At 42.6% G+C, this 20,373-nt stretch carries 22 protein-coding genes and 1 pseudogene; 10 read left to right on the top strand and 13 right to left on the bottom strand.

Annotated elements, in window-relative coordinates; all coding sequences use genetic code 11:
- The first annotated feature begins 109 nt into the window (after positions 1 to 109).
- A complete protein-coding gene (locus RMY16_RS26685; protein WP_322738891.1) occupies positions 110 to 1,318 on the top strand; it encodes a NupC/NupG family nucleoside CNT transporter in 1,209 nt (402 codons plus the stop codon).
- A gap of 73 nt (positions 1,319 to 1,391) precedes the next feature.
- On the opposite strand, the gene RMY16_RS26680 is transcribed toward RMY16_RS26685, so the two are convergent.
- The 4 genes from RMY16_RS26680 to RMY16_RS26665 all read right to left on the bottom strand — a co-directional run bounded on the left by RMY16_RS26680 (position 1,392) and on the right by RMY16_RS26665 (position 7,226).
- On the bottom strand, positions 1,392 to 3,128 hold the full coding sequence (locus tag RMY16_RS26680) for an ABC transporter ATP-binding protein (RefSeq protein ID WP_322665434.1): 1,737 nt from the start codon (positions 3,126 to 3,128) through the stop codon (positions 1,392 to 1,394).
- Positions 3,129 to 3,313: 185 nt separating this feature from the next.
- On the bottom strand, positions 3,314 to 4,531 hold the full coding sequence (locus RMY16_RS26675) for a lipid-A-disaccharide synthase-related protein (protein ID WP_322738890.1): 1,218 nt from the start codon (positions 4,529 to 4,531) through the stop codon (positions 3,314 to 3,316).
- A 730-nt stretch (positions 4,532 to 5,261) separates the two neighbouring features.
- Positions 5,262 to 5,807 (bottom strand): RNA 2'-phosphotransferase, encoded by a 546-nt coding sequence (locus RMY16_RS26670; protein WP_322738889.1) that lies wholly within the window; start codon positions 5,805 to 5,807, stop codon positions 5,262 to 5,264.
- Between the two features lie 111 nt (positions 5,808 to 5,918).
- Positions 5,919 to 7,226, bottom strand: a complete 1,308-nt coding sequence (locus RMY16_RS26665) for an amino acid permease (protein WP_322738888.1) — start codon at positions 7,224 to 7,226, stop codon at positions 5,919 to 5,921.
- A gap of 320 nt (positions 7,227 to 7,546) precedes the next feature.
- Here RMY16_RS26665 and RMY16_RS26660 point away from each other — a divergent pair, with 320 nt between their 5' ends.
- Positions 7,547 to 8,125, top strand: coding sequence for an NB-ARC domain-containing protein (locus tag RMY16_RS26660; protein WP_322738887.1), 579 nt, complete (start codon positions 7,547 to 7,549; stop codon positions 8,123 to 8,125).
- 45 nt (positions 8,126 to 8,170) lie between these two features.
- Positions 8,171 to 8,293: a hypothetical protein gene (locus RMY16_RS26655; RefSeq protein ID WP_322738886.1), complete on the top strand. Its 123-nt coding sequence runs from the start codon at positions 8,171 to 8,173 to the stop codon at positions 8,291 to 8,293.
- A 36-nt stretch (positions 8,294 to 8,329) separates the two neighbouring features.
- Here RMY16_RS26655 and RMY16_RS26650 read toward each other — a convergent pair whose 3' ends face one another.
- Positions 8,330 to 8,596, bottom strand: a complete 267-nt coding sequence (locus RMY16_RS26650) for a type II toxin-antitoxin system RelE/ParE family toxin (RefSeq protein ID WP_322738885.1) — start codon at positions 8,594 to 8,596, stop codon at positions 8,330 to 8,332.
- A complete protein-coding gene (locus RMY16_RS26645) occupies positions 8,589 to 8,807 on the bottom strand; it encodes a hypothetical protein (protein ID WP_322738884.1) in 219 nt (72 codons plus the stop codon). Before RMY16_RS26645 ends, RMY16_RS26650 begins: the two co-directional genes overlap by 8 nt.
- 107 nt (positions 8,808 to 8,914) lie before the next feature.
- On the opposite strand from RMY16_RS26645, the gene RMY16_RS26640 reads away from it, so the two are divergent.
- The 6 genes and pseudogenes from RMY16_RS26640 (at position 8,915) to RMY16_RS26615 (ending at position 11,663) form a co-directional block, all read left to right on the top strand.
- Positions 8,915 to 9,040: a hypothetical protein gene (locus RMY16_RS26640; protein WP_322738883.1), complete on the top strand. Its 126-nt coding sequence runs from the start codon at positions 8,915 to 8,917 to the stop codon at positions 9,038 to 9,040.
- Between the two features lie 571 nt (positions 9,041 to 9,611).
- Positions 9,612 to 10,025, top strand: coding sequence for a hypothetical protein (locus RMY16_RS26635; protein ID WP_322738882.1), 414 nt, complete (start codon positions 9,612 to 9,614; stop codon positions 10,023 to 10,025).
- Positions 10,026 to 10,424: 399 nt separating this feature from the next.
- A pseudogene (locus RMY16_RS26630) lies at positions 10,425 to 10,550 on the top strand (PIN domain-containing protein); the annotation flags it as partial.
- A 6-nt stretch (positions 10,551 to 10,556) separates the two neighbouring features.
- Positions 10,557 to 10,775 (top strand): toxin-antitoxin system HicB family antitoxin, encoded by a 219-nt coding sequence (locus RMY16_RS26625; protein WP_322738881.1) that lies wholly within the window; start codon positions 10,557 to 10,559, stop codon positions 10,773 to 10,775.
- Positions 10,776 to 11,000: 225 nt separating this feature from the next.
- On the top strand, positions 11,001 to 11,225 hold the full coding sequence (locus RMY16_RS26620) for a type II toxin-antitoxin system RelE/ParE family toxin (protein ID WP_322738880.1): 225 nt from the start codon (positions 11,001 to 11,003) through the stop codon (positions 11,223 to 11,225).
- 132 nt (positions 11,226 to 11,357) lie between these two features.
- Positions 11,358 to 11,663 (top strand): helix-turn-helix transcriptional regulator, encoded by a 306-nt coding sequence (locus tag RMY16_RS26615; protein WP_322738879.1) that lies wholly within the window; start codon positions 11,358 to 11,360, stop codon positions 11,661 to 11,663.
- Here the strand turns inward: RMY16_RS26615 and RMY16_RS26610 are convergent.
- Complete coding sequence (locus RMY16_RS26610) at positions 11,644 to 11,796, bottom strand: hypothetical protein (protein ID WP_322738878.1); 153 nt, start codon at positions 11,794 to 11,796, stop codon at positions 11,644 to 11,646. The two genes, RMY16_RS26615 and RMY16_RS26610, sit on opposite strands and share 20 nt — an antisense overlap.
- A 29-nt stretch (positions 11,797 to 11,825) precedes the next feature.
- Entirely contained in the window at positions 11,826 to 12,803 is a 978-nt protein-coding gene (locus RMY16_RS26605; RefSeq protein ID WP_322738877.1) for a threo-3-hydroxy-L-aspartate ammonia-lyase, read from the bottom strand.
- 207 nt (positions 12,804 to 13,010) lie between these two features.
- Here RMY16_RS26605 and RMY16_RS26600 point away from each other — a divergent pair, with 207 nt between their 5' ends.
- Positions 13,011 to 13,823 carry an SDR family oxidoreductase gene (locus tag RMY16_RS26600; RefSeq protein ID WP_322738876.1) on the top strand — a complete coding sequence of 271 codons (813 nt, stop codon included), beginning with the start codon at positions 13,011 to 13,013 and terminating at the stop codon, positions 13,821 to 13,823.
- A 287-nt stretch (positions 13,824 to 14,110) separates the two neighbouring features.
- Here RMY16_RS26600 and aroF read toward each other — a convergent pair whose 3' ends face one another.
- The 5 genes from aroF to trpA form a co-directional block, all read right to left on the bottom strand.
- On the bottom strand, positions 14,111 to 15,211 hold the full coding sequence (gene aroF, locus RMY16_RS26595) for a 3-deoxy-7-phosphoheptulonate synthase (protein WP_322738875.1): 1,101 nt from the start codon (positions 15,209 to 15,211) through the stop codon (positions 14,111 to 14,113).
- Positions 15,212 to 15,336: 125 nt separating this feature from the next.
- Positions 15,337 to 16,461, bottom strand: a complete 1,125-nt coding sequence (trpD, locus tag RMY16_RS26590) for an anthranilate phosphoribosyltransferase (protein WP_322738901.1) — start codon at positions 16,459 to 16,461, stop codon at positions 15,337 to 15,339.
- Positions 16,462 to 16,543: 82 nt separating this feature from the next.
- The gene (gene trpB, locus RMY16_RS26585) at positions 16,544 to 17,773 is read right to left on the bottom strand and encodes a tryptophan synthase subunit beta (protein ID WP_322738874.1); all 1,230 of its coding nucleotides are present in this window, start codon (positions 17,771 to 17,773) and stop codon (positions 16,544 to 16,546) included.
- 191 nt (positions 17,774 to 17,964) lie between these two features.
- Complete coding sequence (locus tag RMY16_RS26580) at positions 17,965 to 19,197, bottom strand: tyrosinase family protein (protein WP_322738873.1); 1,233 nt, start codon at positions 19,195 to 19,197, stop codon at positions 17,965 to 17,967.
- A 206-nt stretch (positions 19,198 to 19,403) separates the two neighbouring features.
- On the bottom strand, positions 19,404 to 20,237 hold the full coding sequence (gene trpA, locus RMY16_RS26575) for a tryptophan synthase subunit alpha (RefSeq protein ID WP_322738872.1): 834 nt from the start codon (positions 20,235 to 20,237) through the stop codon (positions 19,404 to 19,406).
- Positions 20,238 to 20,373 lie beyond the last annotated feature (136 nt).

Here is a 20,373-nt window from a genome sequence, read left to right as displayed (position 1 = left end):
TATTTACAGCATCAAAACTCTAGTAATTGACTACAAAACCACAAATAAAGGCAGATTTTGTGTATGCTCTGTGACTAAGTGCCTTAACAATACCTTTTCAGGAGTAAACATGGAACGCGCCATCTCTGCATTGGGAATTTTAGTTTTTCTCAGTATATGCTACGCCTTCTCTGTGAATCGTCGTGCGGTACGTTGGCGAATAGTGGCGTGGGGTTTGGGATTGGAGTTTGTGTTTGCACTAGTGATTCTTAAAACTGCTTGGGGTTTAAATGTGTTTAAATCTCTGGGAGATATTGTTGGTCAATTTTTAGCATTTTCTGATGTTGGTGCAAAATTTGTCTTTGGAGAAAATTTTAAAGATCATTTCTTTGCTTTCCAAGTGCTGCCGACAATTATCTTTTTCTCTGCCTTCATCAGCGTCTTGTATTACTACGGTATTTTACAGCGAGTCGTAAATGTGATGGCGTGGGTAATGATGAAAACTATGAAAACTTCGGGTTCTGAATCTTTATCCTGTGCAGGTAATATCTTTTTGGGGCCAACAGAGTCGGCGCTGATGGTAAAACCTTACATAGCGAGTATGACGCAATCGGAACTCCATGCCGTGATGACGGGTGGTTTTGCCACAATTGCGGCGGGAGTACTAGGAGCATATCTTTCCTTTGGCATCCCAGCAGAACACCTAATTGCTGCTTTCTTTATGACTGCTCCCACATCATTGGTGGTATCAAAATTACTTTACCCTGAAACAGAAATATCAGAGACGGCTGGTAAAGCAAAAGCATATATAGAAACTAATTATGTAAATGTAATTGATGCTGCTACTACCGGAGCAATTGACGGCGTGAAGCTAGCAGTTAATGTTGGGGTGATGATTATCGCCTTTTTGGGGTTATTAGCTGCCCTGAATGCACTTTTAGGATGGTTAGGGGCATTTGTGGGCTTACAGCAACTCTCATTACAGTGGATTTTGTCTTTTATTATGGCTCCCGTGGCGTGGCTAATGGGCATACCTTGGGCTGATTGTCGGCAAGTTGGGGCTTTATTGGGTACAAAAACAATTCTCAATGAGTTTATTGCTTTTTTGGATTTAAAAGCACTAATTGAAAGTGGCAAAATCTCTCAACGGGCAGTAATTATTACAACTTACGCATTATGTAACTTTGCAAATATCGGTTCAATTGGCATTACCATTGGCGGCATTGCAGGGATAGCACCTAATCGGCAGCATGACTTAGCTCGCATGGGTGTAAGGTCGATGATTGGCGGATTGTTAGCGGGTTTTATTACCGCTTGTATTGCTGGGATGTTGATTTGAAAAATGTTAGAGAGACGCGATAAATCGCCGTTTCTACAGGGAATTTATCCATCAATTATTTATTGACAGACTACTATTCATCTGTAGAGTAGAACTGTTGGGCGTAAAAACGGGCATACCGTCCTTCCTGAGACAGGAGGGAGGTGTGAGTACCAGCTTCAACCACCTCTCCTTGTTCGATTACGAGAATGCAGTCAGCCCGACGAACGCTGCTCAAGCGATGGGCAATAATAAACACGGTACGATTTTGCATCACTCGTTCTAGTGCTTCTTGAACTAGTGCTTCTGATTCAGAATCGAGGGCAGAGGTGGCCTCATCCAGGATGAGAATTCGCGGATCGTTGGCAACTGCTCTGGCGATCGCTAATCTTTGGCGTTGTCCTCCCGATAGGTTAACTCCACGTTCGCCCACCCAGGTATGATAACCCTGAGAAAACTGGGTGATAAAGGAGTGAGCGTTGGCAATCTTTGCTGCTTCCTGAATCGCTGCTAAATTTAATTCTTCTTGACCGTAACCGATATTTTCAGCGATCGTTCCCGAAAAAAGCGTAACATCTTGGGGAACAATGCCAATTTGATGGCGCAAGCTGGTAAGTGTGACATCACGGATATCAATATCGTCAACCAGAATTTGACCCCTCTGAGGGTCATAAAAACGAAGTAAAAGGTTAATTAACGTCGATTTACCGGCTCCAGAAGAACCAACCAAGGCAATGACATCACCAGGAGAAGCGTTTAGGCAGAGATCCTTAAGCACTGGCTGGCTGGGATTGTAGGCGAAATCAACGTGACGATACTCTACCTTGCCCATAACTCGTGGCATTGCCTGAGCATTCGATTTTTCGCTGATACTAGGTTCTTTCGCCATCAGTTCAAAAATGCGTTCAACAGAAGCTTCGGTCTGTTTGTACTCGTTGTAATTGCTAATCAGCATGTCGATTGGCTGAATCAGTATAGCCACAGCAGCTAAGAAACTGATAAACCCTTGAGCTGTCAGCTGATTCTGAGAAATCTGCCATCCTCCTAATAAAAACAGCAGTATAATACTAACTGCTTCCAAAAAACCGACAACGGGAAACTGAATGGATTTGAGTTGTAGAGCGCGATACTTCGCTTGGCGATTGATTTCTGCTTCTTTATTGAATCGCTTCACTTCATATTCTTGGGCTGCAAATGCTTGAACTACACGAATCCCGCTAAATACTTCAGTTAGCATCGCCGACAAATTGGAAACCTGATTTTGGCTCTGGCGAGATAGCACAAGCAATCGCTGACCAAATTCCCCGATTAACCAAGCCATTAAAGGAGCCAAAATCAAACCCGCAAGAGTGAGCGGCCAATTCAAGTAGAGCATGTAAATGGGAATTGCAATTAACTGCAACAAATTGGAAAGAAACTGATGGGATAACTTGTCCACAATTTCGCCAACGCGATCGATATCTTCAGTTAGGCGATAAGTCAAGTCTCCTGTCTGTGTGGTTTCAAAGTAATCTAATCCAAGTTTGTGCAGGTGAGCATAAACCCGCTTACGCAAGTTTAAAACCATGTTCAGGGCAGCAGCGATCATAAAGACATTCTGCCCGTATTGACAAAGCCCTCGAACCAAAAATACTAAAGTAGCTAGTCCGAGCCAGTAGGCAATCTGGTTTACATTTCCCTGGCCAAGATAAAAAGCGACCTGACCTGCTAAATAGGGCACTGCTAGGGTGAATAACACAAATCCTAGAATACAAGCCAATCCCCGAATTAACAGCGACCATTGGGGCCACAGATAAGGCAACAGTTGCCAGTAACTAGAGCGGACTTTCATAGGTAAGTAAGAATTCAGGAGTCAGGAGTTTGGAGTTTGGAGTCAGAATTCAGAATTTAGAATTCAGGAGTTACGAGCAAAGCCAGAAATGCTCCGCCTCCGGTCAGAATTGAGGTGTATTACGGCGTTAGCCTACCACACCATGTTACCCAACCGTGCCGACTCCTGAATTCTGACGTAATATTCTACTCAGTTTCTCCTAGAGAGTTTAGTAGAAAGCGGGCAATTCTCTCAGATGCGCCGGGTGGGCCAAATCGCTCAGGGCCATTTACTTTGCACTTAGCGAGGTAGTCTGAATCTTCTAAAGTTTCGACTACTCGTTTAGCTGCTTGCTTGAGAATCTCAGGGGTTGCTGGCTTAGTGCCGATGGTTTGAGCCGAAATGCCCGACAGCCGCGTTTGCGCTTCTGCAAATTGATAGGTAAATTGAGGGCCCTCTCCGGGAATCTGGATGATCGGTTTCCCCATCGCTACAGCTAAATCCACTGCCAACCCTGCCATGCCAATGACGAGGGTAGAGTAATACAAGATATCACTGAAGGCATCTGAGTAACATCTCACTTCTACAAGCGGTGATTCCGCAGCAGAACTTGCTGGAGGAAAATAACTGAGTATGCCTTGATTCAGTTGCCAACCTTGACTTTTAGCAATTTCGTCTAATTGCTCCATCAAATTTGGTACTAAGGCGGCGCGAAACTGGAATCCTGATTCAGGCATCACTTTGGCGATTTCTACTACCAGTTGCAACTGCAAACTGAAATTTCGTGCGGCTTCCGGCATCCGCGATCCTGGTAAGAGTGCGATCGCAGGAATATCCGGTTTCAGGTACAAGTCTTTGCCAGTGGGGACAACGCGATCTAAAGCCGGAATCCCACCAAACCTAGCCTTAGCTATACCTTGCCGTTGGAGATCGGAAGCTGTATAGGAATCTCTAGTAAAAACTGCCAGACATCGAGAAGAATTAAGGTCGTGCCACAGCAGTGGATTGATACGCAATTGCCCTTCATAGAGGGCAGAAAGACAAGAGATAAACGAAACGAAGGGACGCTTTGTTAAGTAAGCAAATGTTTGGGAGACAAAATCCCCAGTAGACATAATTAAATCGCAGTTAGGAGCATACTGCAAGACCGCTTGTAATTGTCGCCACGTTAACCCAATCAATCCCGATTGAAAATCTTTGAGCATATAGAGGCGCTTCATGTAAAAGAATCCGCCAGAGGGCATTGTTTGTGTGGGCCCAATTATGGGAATATCCAAGCTGCGGTAAGCTCTTCCTTCACCCACAATCGGCATTGCCGCCATCTCAAGAGAAGGACACAATTGACGCAGGGTCTGAATAACATGAGAGGTATGGTTGTCCTCTCCGTGGCCGTTACTGATAAACAAGATTCGCTTAGAAGGCATCTTGGGGTTTGGATAAATCTAAAATGTTTGTTTGGTGAGATTTTTAACCTACATTGGGTGAGTAGGCTAAGAGATTGATAGTATTTTTACTATTGAGAGTTTGTAATTTTATAGACAAATCTACAAAGTTACTTTTTCTGTTGTAAACCGGAATGGAATTACTCCTAATCCCTGTTTTGCAGACGCTAATCTATCAGAGAATACAGTATTAGGAGTACAAGCGCTATGGGTGAATGGCACTAAGAAAAGCCCAAAGGCTTATGTTGTCTTGTTCCCAGCCTGGAGGCTGAGAATGTATTTAAAAGAGGCTCTGCCTATTAGACTTCTTGGCATTTGTCGGGAAAAGGGGAATGGGAAAGGGGGAAAGGTTTGTTATTTTCCCTTTCCCCTTTAACCTTTACCCTTTTCCCCTCTCTTGCAAAAAGCACTTTTGCAAGAGACTCCATGAGCTACGCTCACAAGGAACAATGAAAATGTCTTTTCCTCCTGCCTCCTGCCTTCTGCCTTATTTTCAAGGCAGGTCTATTGTCAAGCTATTGGAGACGGAGCCTCCCAGAATAGGTTCCCAGCCTGGAGGCTGGGAACCAGGCAGAGCAAGGGCAGTATTTTAGTGCCATTCCGCTATGGGTACATTGATCTGAGTTAAATTCAAAAATGCAGTAATTGCTGCAACTTCTAGATTATGTAACTACTTGGCAAATATCGGTTAAATATTCTATTTTGTTAAAATTCAAATTCTTTGTAGATACTCAGGTGGCACGCGATCGACTAACCAAACACCATTAGCAGAACAATAGAAGATGTAACCCGCCTGATGCATTGCCGCAGTATTTACAGCAAAAACCACTGGTTTTCCATGTCTTGCACCAACAGTTTGTGCTGTTTCTATATCCTTTGATAAATGGACATGATGTCGTGACATTTTGCAAAGTCCTGTTTGCAGAATTGACTCTACAGATTTGTGTCCTGTGCCGTGATAAAGCTCATCTGGAGGAACTACAGCTTCTAATTGTAAATCGACTTTTACACTATGTCCTTGGTTCGCACGAATAAGATTACCTGTAGAATCAAAAGAAAAGCGTTGCTTCTCGTTGGATTCAACTACCACCTGTAATTCTTGGCGGGTAATCGGAAACTTATTTTGAGCGCAAGCGGTAAGTAAGTCATCAACAACAACCCAACCACCAGGAGCAAGTTTAATGCCAATGGCATCCGGTGTATGTCGCAGATATTTGCTGAGATATTTGCTGATTTTGACGAGTCGAGAATCACTCATTTGATTAAGTAGTCATTTGTCATTTGACTCTCGTGTTGCAGTTTGATTGTAGTTAATATATTTAATACTACAATTATAGTTTTTTGTAGCACATAATTTTTATTGATGGTTTTATTCTGTGTAAATTGACAGAATTTGTCTTCCCATCATAGCTAATGCCACTCCAACGATCGCAATGAGTGTCACCTTGCCGCCAGGAACAAGTGGTTGATTTGTGCTATCTGAGTTTTCACGTTGCTTCCAACTCATTAACGCCGGAATAATTCCACCTAAAACTGAAATACTAAATGTTCCAGTGTAATCTAGGGCAGTAAAAAAGATGCTGGGGTTAAGCGTTCCGAGAGTCATCGGCGGGAAAAGAACCAGGGAATAAAGGGGTAAGCGGCTAGAAAGTTGCCACTGTGCAGGTAGGAAAATATCTTTGAACAAATCCAGTAATCCGTACACAAATCCAATGAATGATGTGACGATCGCAAACTCTGAAAAAATGGATACTAGCACTCCTAACCATTGCCCCGCGCCACCTGCTCGGAGAATCTGTAGTGGATCAAAAATACTTGTACCATCAGAAGTGCTATGTAGAATATCGGGACTGACGCTTCCTAAAATTACGGCATTCCACGCTAAGAACATAATTAGAGGAATCACAGAACCAATAAAAATGGACTGACGAATTTTGCGGGCATCCCCTTCGAGTTGCGTCACAACTAGCGGCACAACGTTTTGGAAAAACAGCGCTACAGACATCACTGAAATGGCACTACCAAGGGCACTCCAGTTTTGAAATAATAGTTGGGCACTCTGAATATGCCTTCCTCCTATAAATAATAGTCCTAAGAAAGAAACGATGACAATTCCGACAAAGGCGCTGTTTAATTTCTCAATAAACTTTTCTCGCCCAAGATACATAATGCCACCAAATAAGAGCGTGAAAGTCGTTGTACCCACCCACGTAGGCAATATCTGCATACCCCAGACTTTTGCCGCCGCCGCTCCTAAAATCTCTCCTCCTTCGGTGATGTATGCTACCAAGAGAGCATAGTGCATAAATAAATATGCACCGCCTGCAATTCGCGCTCCCACCTTACCAAGGATTTTCTCAACAACTCCCAAAAAACCTATATTAGGATGCCCTTCTGTTCGCATCGTGTTTAAGGTAACTTCTGCAACCAATAACCCCGAAACTAGAGCATAGAGCCAAACTGCAATGAGTCCAGATGTGGATGGTACAATCCCAGATGGCAGAGTAACGGCTGGTAGAGCCAGAATCCCAGCCCCAACAGTGGTTCCTGCAATCAATGCAGTACTTCCAAATACACTACCCGGTTGATGATTAAGTTTGTTTCCATCAAATTCGAGATGAGAAAACAAGCGAGTGACTTGCTCTGAATTTTTTAGAACGGTCTTTATGGGAACCATACTGAATATCCGTACTTAAACCAAACAATATTAACATATGTAAATATTATTCGTAAAAGTCCTGATGTTCTTGGTTTCTCAATCAAATTTTTTTGGGAAATAAGCGATTGCTACTTCATTATCAACACAATTTTAGGATTACAAATGTCACTTGTAGCACTTTATTAATGAAATAGACCACGCAGGAAAAAACATTTTCCCTGTATACAGATGTAGTTTAAATAAACGAAAACTTGTTTAAGAAAACGTTTGAAAAGTATTATTGCTAATATTAAAACCTCAGAAATCTAACCTACTGACCAAGCTTTCTCTCCAAGAAAATGGTAGAGGGTTTTCATCCAAGCAGAGAAAAACTAAAACTGGGTTTCAAAGCCTCTAAGCCTGTGGCCGCCTTTAATTTGGAGTTATCTCAAAGCGATTATACCCGCCCTACCTCGACCTTAGAGGAACTAGAAACTCGACAAGCAAACCCACACTATGACTGGCAGGAAGCACCCGATGTATCTGTGTTTTTTGGCCGCAGTGAAGAATTATTGCAGCTACGACAGTGGATATTAGAAGAACGGTGTCGTTTAGTTGGACTGCTGGGAATTGGTGGTATTGGCAAAAGCACTTTAACGGTGAAGTTGGGGCTGCAAATTCAAAGCGAATTTGAAGTAGTGGTGTGGCGAAGTCTGTTAAATGCACCAGCAGTAGAAGAGCAAATAACAAACATCCTGCAATCTTTCCTGTCGGCGTTGCGAAAGGAGATGGTAATACCCGAAAGCTTTGATAGCAAACTAGCAAAGCTGATGGAATGTTTGCAATCAAACCGTTGTCTGCTGATTTTAGACAATGTTGAGACAATTCTCTCTGGTGGCCAAGCAGGGCAATGTCGTCCTGGTTCCAGGCAACTTTAGCAAGTTATTTTCAACTTATTTTCAACTTAAGCGTTTCAGAAACAAGTGCGATCGCCCACATCACCCCATCATCAGAAATACGATCTCTTATTTAACAAAGTTGCGAAAAGTGCGATCGCTCACATCAACCCCATCATCAAAAGTGCGATCGCCTTGATGAAAGTATGAATATACAGTTTTTATCCTGCTGTTAGTTTTGCTGTCTTACTCGTTGCGGTAAATCTCTTTACGATGCCCTACTCTCACAACACTTATCAGTAACACATCATCAAAAATATCGTATAAAACTCGGTAGTTACCGACTCGAATTCGATAACCATTGTCCGAATCTTCTAGCTTAACAACCCCGTTAGGACGGGGATTATCAGCTAGCTCATCAATTTTTACTTGTATCCTTGTCCGTACTTGTATAGGTAATTTTTTAAGTTGTTTAGATGCAGCATTAGAAAATTCAATTTTATATTTATTCACTCGCTAATTCTCGTTTAACCTGTTCCCAGGAAATACTGCCATTTTTCTTAATATCTTCCCGTCCTTCATGTAAAGCTTTAATATCTTCTTGGTCTTCTGCTTTACGAATGTCTAAAAGTTCTATGACATCTTCTAAAGTATCTTCATAAGCTTGTTCTAATCGTTCATAAATAGCTTTTATTAAAGCTTGTTTTCTTGTTGTAGTTTCCATTTTTACCTCTACTAATTAGTAGAAACTGCTTTCTTTATTAGAGTTACCATAGTCTATCACTATAATTTTACGATATCAGCCTATCCTGTAGCGTTTTAAATTAATAAATGCATAACTTGCAAAGACGCTATGCGTCTTCTCGTCAGACATCGCCGTTACAAAAGTATAAATATCAAGAGTGTATCGTCCACATTAACCCCATCATCGCCTGTAGTAAAGTAGCAGATGCGTAGACGTTGTATCAGCTTGTCGCACTTACATTGCCTACATCACCTCATCAGAAGTGTGTAGGCATAGCCCGTCGTAGACATCGCTCATTTAACACAGTTGCTCAGAGTGCGATCACACTGCCAACTGCGCTCCATTTTTCCATCCCCGCGAGGGGTAATAAATTGAAAACTTCTCATAACGCGATTTGCGTTCTCAAACTGGAGTTTGAGTTCTCATTTAAGTATATTTAGTACACAAAAGCTAATATTGAGTTCTCAAACTGGGGTTTGAGAACTCAATTGAGTATATTTAGTACGCAAAAGCTAATATTGAGTTTTCAAACTGGGGTTTGAGAACTCAATTGAGTATATTTAGTACACAAAAGCTAATATTAAGTTCTCAAACTGGGGTTTGAGTTCTTTTTTGCGTAAATTACTGATTTATTAGCAATTTACAGTGTAATAAAAGCTAATAGAGATTTGCAGGAATTTCCTCAGGCTGATCGACACGGAAGTTTTTTAAAGTAAAGAAGCTTAAATCAGTGAATTCGAGAACTGATAATCAAATAAATAACCGCATTAAAAGGTACATTTTATGGCTAGACTAAAAAGAACTTCCCAAGTGCTAGAAAAAGCAGCACGTCGTGCAGCCAGTATCAGTTCAATTGATCCAAACTTAGATGTGAGTAATGGACTCACTTTATTTGCCTACTCAAGCCTAATTGAGACAATGCGAAATAAAGAAAATAGCTATAACACTGCGCTTTCTAACCTAGATAAAATATACCGTGAAATGTTAGAAACAGAGCAGCAGTTGGCAGACATGACAGAACACATACTCATGGGCATTGGGGCTAAATATGGCAAAAGCAGTGTAGAGTATGGTATGGCGGGAGGAGTTCCTAAAAACCAACGCCGCAAGGGATTGCGAGGTGAATCGCCAATTGTTAGTAATGAGCCACCGTCAATGATTGTTGGTGTGAATAGCAATGGCAAAGTAAAAGCGTAGTAAAAGCATCTGACTTTTCACGTTATGTGGAAAAGTCCACCAAAAACCTAACCCCCTAACCCCCAACACGTCGCGGGAAGGGGGAAAATTCAAAGTCTCTCTCCTTTTAGGAGAGAGAAATAGAAAAGAAGTTTTTCAGATACCGTGAAAAGTCAGACCATCTTATGAGTCGGTGCATTAGGCGCTTAGATTATGTTTTTATTGATAAATTCTCTTGAAGTATGCACCTAAAACAACGCCACTTCTATTATTTATGGCGACCTAATTTAAAAGACGAAGCTGACAATCACTTAATTGGACTTCTTGCAGAAGTGGGGCAAAGGGTAAAGGGATGGAATTTCCCCTTTCCCTTTAACCTTTCCCCAACATCTTGGCATTTGTTACTTTTGCAAGATGTCTATTGAATTAGCGGTTGCCGAAAATGCTCAAATCATTGCCACTCACAATGTCAAAGATTTCCAAAATGCTGAATTGTTATTTCCTAACTTATTAATATTAAAACCTGAAGAAATTATTAGGATTTAAACAAAAATGGCAACTTTAACTATTTGTTTACCAGACGATAAGCATAATAGATTGAAAGAACTTGCTCAAGCCAAAGGCATCAGTGTCAATAAATTAATTGAAGAACTTTTTACCATAGCTTTAACAGAATTTGATGCCCATACAAGATTTAAAGCAATGGCTGCAACTGGTAACCCAGAAGAAGGCTTAAAAATACTCGCTAAACTTGATGCTCTGACAGAATAGAGCTTGTAGGGCGATTATGCAAACACTAACCGGAGGCGATCGCCTGTATCACCCCATCATCACAAATGCGTAGGTGTAGCCCGTCGTAGACATCGCTGACTGGACACAGTAGCTAAGAGTGCGATCGCCAAATTTAAGAATATTCTTTCTTTACTTGCCTCTACACAAATATAGTCATAATATGAGTTAAAAGTGATATTTTCATGAAAATATGTGTAAGTAACAATGACCTGGGAGGTAGAATTTACAAACGAGTTTGAAATGTGGTGGGTTGATCTAGACGACAGCACCCAAATTGCAATCGATGCAGTAGTGCGACTACTTGAGGCGCGGGGGCCAGAACTTCCTTTTCCCTACAGTTCAAAAATAAACGGGTCACGTCATTCCCACATGAGAGAGTTGAGGGTGCAGCACAGAGGAGAACCTTACCGAATACTCTTATGCCTTTGATCAAAGGAGAGTTGCCATTCTTCTTCTTGGAGGAAACAAGGGAGGAGACGATCACTGGTACGAGGAGAATGTGACAAAAGCAGATACGTTGTATGACGAACATTTAGAGGAATTAAAAACAGAAGGGTTCCTATGAAGACCAAGCCATTTAATGAACTTCGCAAAAAAATGACTCCTGAACAACAAGTAGAAAGTGAGATGCAAGCAAACCTTGCATTGCTCAAATTGACACTTTCTGAACTTCGAGAGTCCCTTGGACATACTCAAAGCGATGTTGCGAAAAATATGGGAGTGGTACAATCGGCGCTTTCAAAAATTGAGCATCAGGAAGATATTCAAATATCTACGCTCTCTCGATACATTAAATCTCTTGGCGGAAGTCTGACAATCATAGCGCGTTTTCCCGATCAAGAGGTTGTTATTTCTCAGTTTGATTGATATTCGACTGGTATCGTCGCCACATCAACGCCATCATCAAAGGTGCGACGCCGAATAGTCCGTTGTAGACATCGCCCAAATCAACCCCATCATCAGAGGTGCGTAGAGAGCTACGCTTTTTGTCGCTAGACATCACAGTTTGTTTATTGGGAATTTAACTTTTCAATTCAATCCCACAGAAAACAATTTACCAACTTGCGCCAAATCTACATTTCCACCGCTGATGATGACACCAACTCTCGCCTCTGGTGCTGTTACCACACCTTCGAGTAAGGCTGCTGCTGCGAGTACTCCGGTAGGTTCAACGACAATTTTCAGGCGTTCCCACAAGAAAAACATGGTGCGAAGAATCGCTTCTTCCGATACCGTCACCATATCATCGACGTAATGCAGCACTAAGGGGAAAGTAATTTTACCAAGGCTGGGAGTCCGCGCACCATCAGCGATGGTATTAGGATTTTTGACAGTTTGCAGAGTTTTGGTGTGAAAAGAGCGGGTAGCATCGTCGGCAAGGGCTGGTTCTACGCCGATAACTTTACAATTGGGTAAAAGTGCTTTAGCTGCGATCGCACATCCTGAAAGTAATCCGCCACCGCCACAACAAACTAATAGTAAGTCTAATTCACCAACTTCTTGAATCAGTTCTAAAGCAGTTGTTCCCTGTCCGGCGACTACATGAGGATGATCGTAAGGGGGAATGAGTGTCAAAGAGCGCTCATCTGCTAAATTTTGGGCTAATTCTTCTCGGTTTGTTTCTTGACGATTGTATAAAATTATCTCTGCACCATAGCCACGAGTAGCAGTTTGTTTGACAACGGGTGCATCATCAGGCATAATAATAGTGGTGGGAATATTTAGTAATTGCCCAGCTAAAGCGATAGCTTGGGCATGATTTCCCGATGAATAGGTGAGAACGCCTGTTTGTTTTTGTGCTACCGATAGTTGGGTTAGGGCGTTGTACGCACCTCTAAATTTAAATGACCCTGTGCGTTGAAAGTTCTCGCACTTAAAGAATACTTGGCTATTGGTGCGATCGTTAACGATTCTAGAAGTCAGTACAGGCGTGCGGTGGGCAATTCCCAAAATTCGCTCTTGTGCTGCCTGTACGTCAGTTATAGTAACCAAATTGTGCTGTGGCATTGATGACGAGATTAAATATTCTTGCTCTTGTTGATATAGATACAGATTTTTATATTTGCGTCTAATATCCTGGATTGAAGGATACTCGTTTCAGGTGGATAGCATCATTTATTGTCTGCATAAAAATAGCTACAGCAAAATTATATATTGCTGTAGCTAAATTTATAAAACTTAAATTAATTAACCTACATCCGCCATTTTTTTAGCATGAATAAAACATCTGAAAGTCGGCAAAAAAAAACTGCTCTAATTACAGGAGCGGCTAGTGGGATAGGTTATCAATTAACCCAAATTTTTGCTCGTCATAGTTATAATCTGGTGTTAGTCGATAAGAATGAAGAAAAACTTACTGAAATTATAGATGAATTCCCGCAAAAGTTTGGCATTTATGTCAAAATTCTAGCTAAGGATTTATCTATCCCAACATCACCAGAAGAAATTTTCACAGAACTACAGCAAGCATCCATTAAGATTGATGTGCTGGTTAATAATGCTGGCTTTGGTACTTATGGAGCATTTAGCGAAACAGACCTCAGCATTGAATTGCAAATGCTCCAGGTAAATATGGTGAGTCTGACTCATTTAACAAAGCTATTTCTCAAGGATATGGTCGAGCAAGACTATGGAAAAATATTAAATGTCGCGTCAGCGGCTGCTTTTCAACCAGGGCCTCTAATGGCAGTTTATTTTGCTACTAAAGCTTATGTCTTATCATTTTCAGAAGCGATCGCTAATGAATTACAGGGTACAGGTGTTAGCGTGACTGTTCTTTGTCCAGGGCCAACAGCATCAGAATTTCAACAAACAGCAGCAATGGAAGATTCAAAGATTGCTAGCGTTAGCAGAATGATGGATACAGCAACCGTTGCGAATATTGGTTATCGCGGCTTAATGAAGAACAAAACTGTTGTTGTTCCTGGTATGAGAAATAAGCTATTGACCGAAAGCGTTAGATTTACACCCAGAAATCTAGTAACAAAGGTTGTGAGAAGTATGCACGAACTCAAAAAAAATAGGTAGTTCGATATCCTATGGTTTTTTCAAGAAGACCTGATCAACAGATTTTTTAGATTAAAGAATTTGTTGATCAGGTTTAACCATTTGCAAAAAATCGTCTAAGAGGATGTTTTAAAAGTGGTATGTTGCGATTTTAATCAAATTATTACCCCCCTTAATCCCCCCTTATAAAGGGGGGAAACAATAAAATCCGGTTCCCTCCCCTTTATAAGGGGAGGGTTAGGGTGGGGTAAAAAATATTTGATACATCAATCATGACTTTTCAAACATCCTCTAAGATTACGCTCTATCTACTTTGATAGTTCTGGCGTGAAGAGAATGCGGCTTTCACCAATCTTATCAAATGCAGGTGTAGACCAGCGATCTACTACTTTACCTAGAATTGACATTTCTTGAACTAAGCGGTCAAATTTATCAGGAGTGAGAGATTGGGGACCATCGGATAAAGCTTTAGCTGGATTGGGGTGAACTTCAATCATTAAGGCATCTGTACCAGCTGCGATCGCAGCCATTGCCATCGATGGCACATATTCAGACCTACCTGTACCATGACTAGGATCAATCATAATCGGTAAATGGGTAAGCGATCGCAACACCGGAAGCACTGATAAATCTAAAGTATTCCGGGCATATTTGCCATCAAAAGTTCTGATTCCCCGCTCACAAAGAATCACATTGGGATTTCCAGATGCCAAAATATATTCTGCTGCCATCAGCCACTCGTCAATTGTGGCAGACATTCCCCGTTTCAGCAGCACGGGTTTATCTTGAGCGCCTACCTTTTTCAGCAACGAGAAGTTGTGCATATTTCGCGCTCCGATTTGGATTATGTCAGCTGTTTTCGCCACTGCTGATAAATCCGCAGCATCCATCAGTTCTGTGACGATACCTAAACCTGTAGCTTCCCGCGCTGCTGCTAATAAATCTAAAGCGCTTTCACCATAACCTTGAAACGCATAAGGTGAAGTGCGGGGTTTGTAAGCTCCGCCACGTAGAAACTGCGCTCCTGCTGCCTTTACCCGCTTTGCTGTTTCGACAATCATCGCTTCATTCTCAACGGAACAAGGCCCAGCTACCACTACGATGGGATGACGTTCGCCGAAATAGATATCACCGTTAGGTGTTGGTACAACAACTTCGCTGGCTTCTCCATGTCGGAATTCTCGACTTACCCGCTTGAAAGGTTGTTGCACCCGTAATACTTGCTCAATCCAAGGGCTGAACTCTTGAACCTGTAATTTATCGATGCTAATGGTATCACCAATTAGCCCCAGCACAACTTTATGAGTGCCAACGCTTTTTTCTACCGTGACTCCCCAAGTCTCACTTACTTCTTGGCTAATCCGAGTAATTTCCTCAACAGGAGTACCGCTCTTAAGTATGATAATCATCTTTTTTTCCTTCCGTATAGTTTTTGGGTGTAATAAAAGTAGGGTAAGTAAGTTTGTAGTAAGGACTTTAGTCCTTATTTTCTAAGCACTAAAGTGCTTACTACGAACCCTCAAAATTACCTTGGTCATTCGTGCAAAAATTCAGCAAGTTGTTCAAGTTTTGTCCAAGCCACGCCGCTTTGCAGAATTTCCTTAGCAAGGGTAATACCTTTAACACAACCTGCTAAAACATCAGTTTCGCCATCAATGGCTTCACCAACTTGCAGTGCGAGGGCTGTATTTAAAGCGACTACATCTTGCTGCGCTTGAGTGCCTTTACCTTGGAGAACTGCTTTTAAGATTTCGGCATTTTCTTGGACATCGCCACCGCATAACGCCGCAGTCGGTGCAAAACTCAAACCAAGTTCTTGAGGATTGAGCGTTAGAGAACGCACTTTTTTATCTTGGAGTACAGCTAAATCAGTGACATCTGCCAAACCAGCTTCATCTAAACGTTCCCGTCCGTGGAGGGCGATCGCTTGCTGACATCCCAATTGGGATAAAGCTTGAACAATCTCCTCTAGTAAAAGCGGGTCGTTGACACCAATAATTTGCCCTGTCGGTCGCATGGGATTTACTAGCGGGCCGAGCAAGTTAAAAACAGTCCGCACCTTCAAAGTTTTTCGCAAAGTTGCGATCGCTTTGAGTGCAGGATGCCAACCTGGAGCGAACAAAAAGGTGATTCCAACCTCGCCCACTGCGGCTTGCACTTTTTCTGGAGTAGCGTTGAGATTTATACCCAAAGCTTCCAATACATCAGCCGAACCAGTCTTGCTAGATGCCGAACGATTCCCATGTTTGGCAACTTTTACCCCAGCGGCGGCGGCAACAAAGGCGACAGCAGTGGAAATATTAAAAGTTGAAGCGCCATCTCCACCAGTTCCGCAGGTGTCAATTAGAGTGCTGAGTGCTGTTAGCGGTAGCGGGGCGTTTAGCCCGTGCTGAGTGCTGAGTGGGGGACTTTGGGATTGTAAGACGCTGGCCATGCCTACTAATTCTTCGGCGGATACGCCTTTGGCTTGGATTGCGGCTAAAATCGCTCCTGAGAGGACATCGGGAATGGCATCTGTGAGCCAACCCTGCATCAAATCCGCAGCTTGGGGAACCGTCAACGATTGCCGATTCAGCAACTGTTGCAATAAAGCTGGCCAGTTGTAGAACTCAGAAGTGACGGGGATGTTGTCAAGTGGAGTTTGAGTTACAGCTATCATATTGGTCATTGGTCATTGATCATTAGTCATTGGTCATTAGTCATTCACGAAGGACAAATGACTAATGACAAAGGACAGAAAATTAAGGAATTAGGACTTTGGCGACGGTTTGCACATCTTTGTCACCTCTGCCGGAACAATTGATGACGATGCGGGGGTTGCCTTCTAATTGAGGACAAAGGGTTTCGAGATATGCGATCGCATGAGCCGTTTCTAAGGCTGGGATAATTCCTTCTAGTTGCGAAAGCCTTTGCAACGCTTCTAACGCTTGTTTATCGGTAACACTGTAATATTCGGCGCGACCAAGATCCTTTAAATAACTATGCTCAGGCCCAACGCCGGGATAATCTAATCCGGCACTAATTGAATGGGCTTCGATGACTTGACCATCATCATCTTGCAGTAAATAGCTCATTGCACCGTGCAATACACCTACCTTTCCTTTTGTCAAGGTAGCAGCGTGTTTTTCTGTATCTACACCTTCACCCGCCGCTTCGACTCCGATTAGGCGCACCGAAGGTTCATGCACAAATTCATGGAATAAGCCGATCGCATTGGAACCTCCACCCACGCAAGCCAGTAAAATATCTGGTAATCCTCCCCATTTCTCCTGGGCTTGAGCACGAGTTTCTATACCAATTATTGCGTGGAAGTCACGGACAATCATTGGGTAGGGATGAGGCCCGGCAACAGAACCCAGGATGTAATGGGTTGTTTCTACGTTTGTCACCCAATCCCGAATTGCTTCGGAAGTTGCATCCTTGAGAGTTCCCGTACCTGCCTCCACTGGACTAACTTCTGCTCCCATTAACTTCATGCGGAACACGTTCAGGGCTTGGCGTTCCATATCCTGAACGCCCATGTAAATCACACATTTCAAACCAAACCGCGCACATACGGTTGCGGTCGCTACGCCGTGTTGTCCTGCACCTGTCTCTGCAATAATCCGTTGCTTGCCCATACGTTTAGCTAGCAACACCTGAGCCAAAGCATTATTAATTTTGTGAGCGCCTGTATGATTTAAATCTTCGCGCTTCAAATAAATTTGCGGCCCTGTGCCATCTGGTCTAGCGTAGTTTGTTGTCAGGCGTTCAGCAAAATATAATGGGCTGGGTCGTCCCACATAATCGCGCAGTAAGTTTTGCAGTTCTGCTTGGAAACTCGCATCGTTGCTATATTGTTGAAATGCCGCTTCTAACTCACTTAATGCAGGCATTAAGGTTTCTGGGACGTATTTACCGCCGAATTTTCCAAACCTGCCCAAAGAATCCGGTTGAACAGTTGCAGTCTTAATTTCTTGTATGCTTACCACTGGTTAAAATCCTTTTATGTTCGAGTATTTTTTACTTTCTTTACGCCGTGTGTGACTTTCTGTCAAACCTAACCCCCAACCCCTTCCCTTCAAGGGAAGGGGAGTAAGAATCAAAGCCTCTCTCCCTGTGGGGGAGAGGAATGGAAGTGGGGTTCCAAGCGTCTCGTTCTAACTTTTGAGAACTTATGCTGCTAAAATCTTCTTTGCGTATTCCTTTCGCGGGTTTCGTAGCTATAGCCCAGTTTTCTGTGATTCAAAACGTCTATAGGGCGCACCAAATCGCTAGAGTCAAAATTTGGTAATAGAGATAGTAAATCTCCTAATGGCGTAGCTTTGGGGGTAGACATACCGCCATCCCAAGGCCACATTAGGTCTTTAAGATTGTGTCCGTAAGCCTGACCATTAGCAGGATAAAAATCGCTACCTTGATGGCCGTTCTCTTGCCATTCAGCCCAGAGGCGGTCTGCGTTTGCATGATTCAACCAAAATACTGGGTCATAGGGCGAACTTGGTATATTGCTCATGGTACCTAGACCTTTAAACTTTACGGGTCTTGTGCTTGCGTCTATCTGTACTCCACCGACAAAACCATGAATATAGTTATGTAGGAATCCTCCTGGGGTGACTTTACCCTGCTCATCTACAGAGATAAATCCTTCCAAAGCGGGGCGAAATAGAGAATAGTTATTAAGACTCAGGGCACGCTCAATATCTTTTCTGGGCAGAGGGTAATCAGTCGCAGGAGGTGCTTGTAGAAAGCGAACAAGTGATGTACCTAATGATGTTCCGGTATCTTGGTCAATGTTTAATACTGGATTCATAACCCAGCCATTTGCAGCAGCAAAAGCTCCAGATTTTACAGGCCCGCCTGTAAAGTTTCCCTGATTTGGAATTTTGATGGTTACTCCTTGACCGTTAGAACCAAGAAAGTCATCGTTAAAAATTACATCAAGTGCTTTCGGGTCAGTCCAATCCCAGTATGGCAGAGTAACAGTTGGGTCTACTGCTTGCAGTGCTTGTTCAAATCTGCGGATATATTCTCGATGCCAAGGGAAAAATGCGGCATTTTCATGAGCAAGTTCTTGGACGGAAGCATTGGAATGCCCTTTATGATTATGAATTAAGCGTGTTGCCCCTATATGTATAGCAACGAATTGGTCGTAAATACTGACCTTGCTACCTGCGGGAATTGTAGTTTTTAAGGTTTTGATAGCCTTGACGAAGGCTGTTTTCTCTGCTGATGTCAGGTCAGTTACGTTCTTTCTTACAGCTAAATGAGCGTATTGCCCTGGAAGATTATGATTCCAATGGTATTTGTATTGTCTGTGGTCAATGCGATCATTTGCAAAGACTGTAATAGCAAAGGTGCTAACTAGAAGTACGCTATAAATTAATATTTTGACAGATTTCAGCAGGGATTTCATTATCTTAATGGAAGCAGAGGGGCAGGGGGCAGAGGGGCGCTAGGTGTTGTATACAAGTCTGAAACAGTTTACTCACCTGGTTTTACCCCACCCTAACCCTCCCCTTATAAAGGGGAGGGAACTAGATTTCCGGTCTCCCCCCTTTACAAGGGGGGATTAAGGGGGGTAATTCGACTTGTGTATACACCCTAAGTCTGCGGATGGATTTATCTCACCTCTTGAAGAGATGGACTTTCACGCAGATTTTCTGTAATGGCTGTTTTAAGTTCTTGACAGAGTTGTTCTACAGCTTGCAGTCCTTCAGTTGGGCTACCTTCTGCTAATCTTTTAACGAAGGCACTACCAACAATCACCGCATCTGCACCCCATTCTTTTACTTGATGTGCTTGTTCTGGCCCTGAAATACCAAAACCAACGCCGATAGGTTTATCGGTGACGCTTCGCAAATCTGTTAATAAATACTTTACGCGGTCTTGGATTTGAGCGCGGATACCTGTAACACCTGTGACACTCACCAGGTAGATAAAACCCTGAGATTGACGAGCGATCGCTTCAATTCTATCTCTAGAACTAGTAGGAGCTACGAGTAAAATTACCTCAATTCCGAAAGAGGCAGCAGTTTGGATTAATTCTTCTGCTTCTTCTAAGGGTAAATCTGGTACTACTAATCCCTGCACTCCAGCAGTGGCAATTTGCGCCAAAAATGTCTTAATACCCCGGTGCAAAATGGGATTGTAATAAGTAAATAGAATTATCGGCGCTTTTAGGCTAGGAATCACTACGTGTAACATCTCTAGCACTTGCTCTAATTTTGTGCCTTTTTGCAAAGCGCGGGTTGCTGCTGCTTGAATCACAGGCCCATCTGCCAGAGGATCGGAGTAGGGAACACCCAACTCGATGAAGTCAGCACCATTGCGATCTAAGATGCGTAAAGCCTCGGCAGTGGTTTCTAAATTAGGATCGCCTGCTGTGATAAAAGGGATTAAAGCACACTGTTGGCGATCGCGTAAAGTTTGAAAGGAATCGGAGATAGAAGTCATTCTGAAAAATAGTTAATGATTGGTTAATAGTTTTAGAATAATTTACACTTAGCAATTAGCGATGCCCATGCTAAATTTTTTGTTAACGAGTCTTTGATCCTCGTGAATGAGGCTTTTATCTCCGTTAACGAGTCTT

Source organism: Nostoc sp. DedQUE12b (genome assembly GCF_034530835.1).
In the GTDB taxonomy this organism is placed as follows: domain Bacteria; phylum Cyanobacteriota; class Cyanobacteriia; order Cyanobacteriales; family Nostocaceae; genus Nostoc.
The sequence above is the reverse complement of the archived record's forward strand: the minus strand, read 5'-3'. Positions and strand labels throughout refer to the sequence as shown.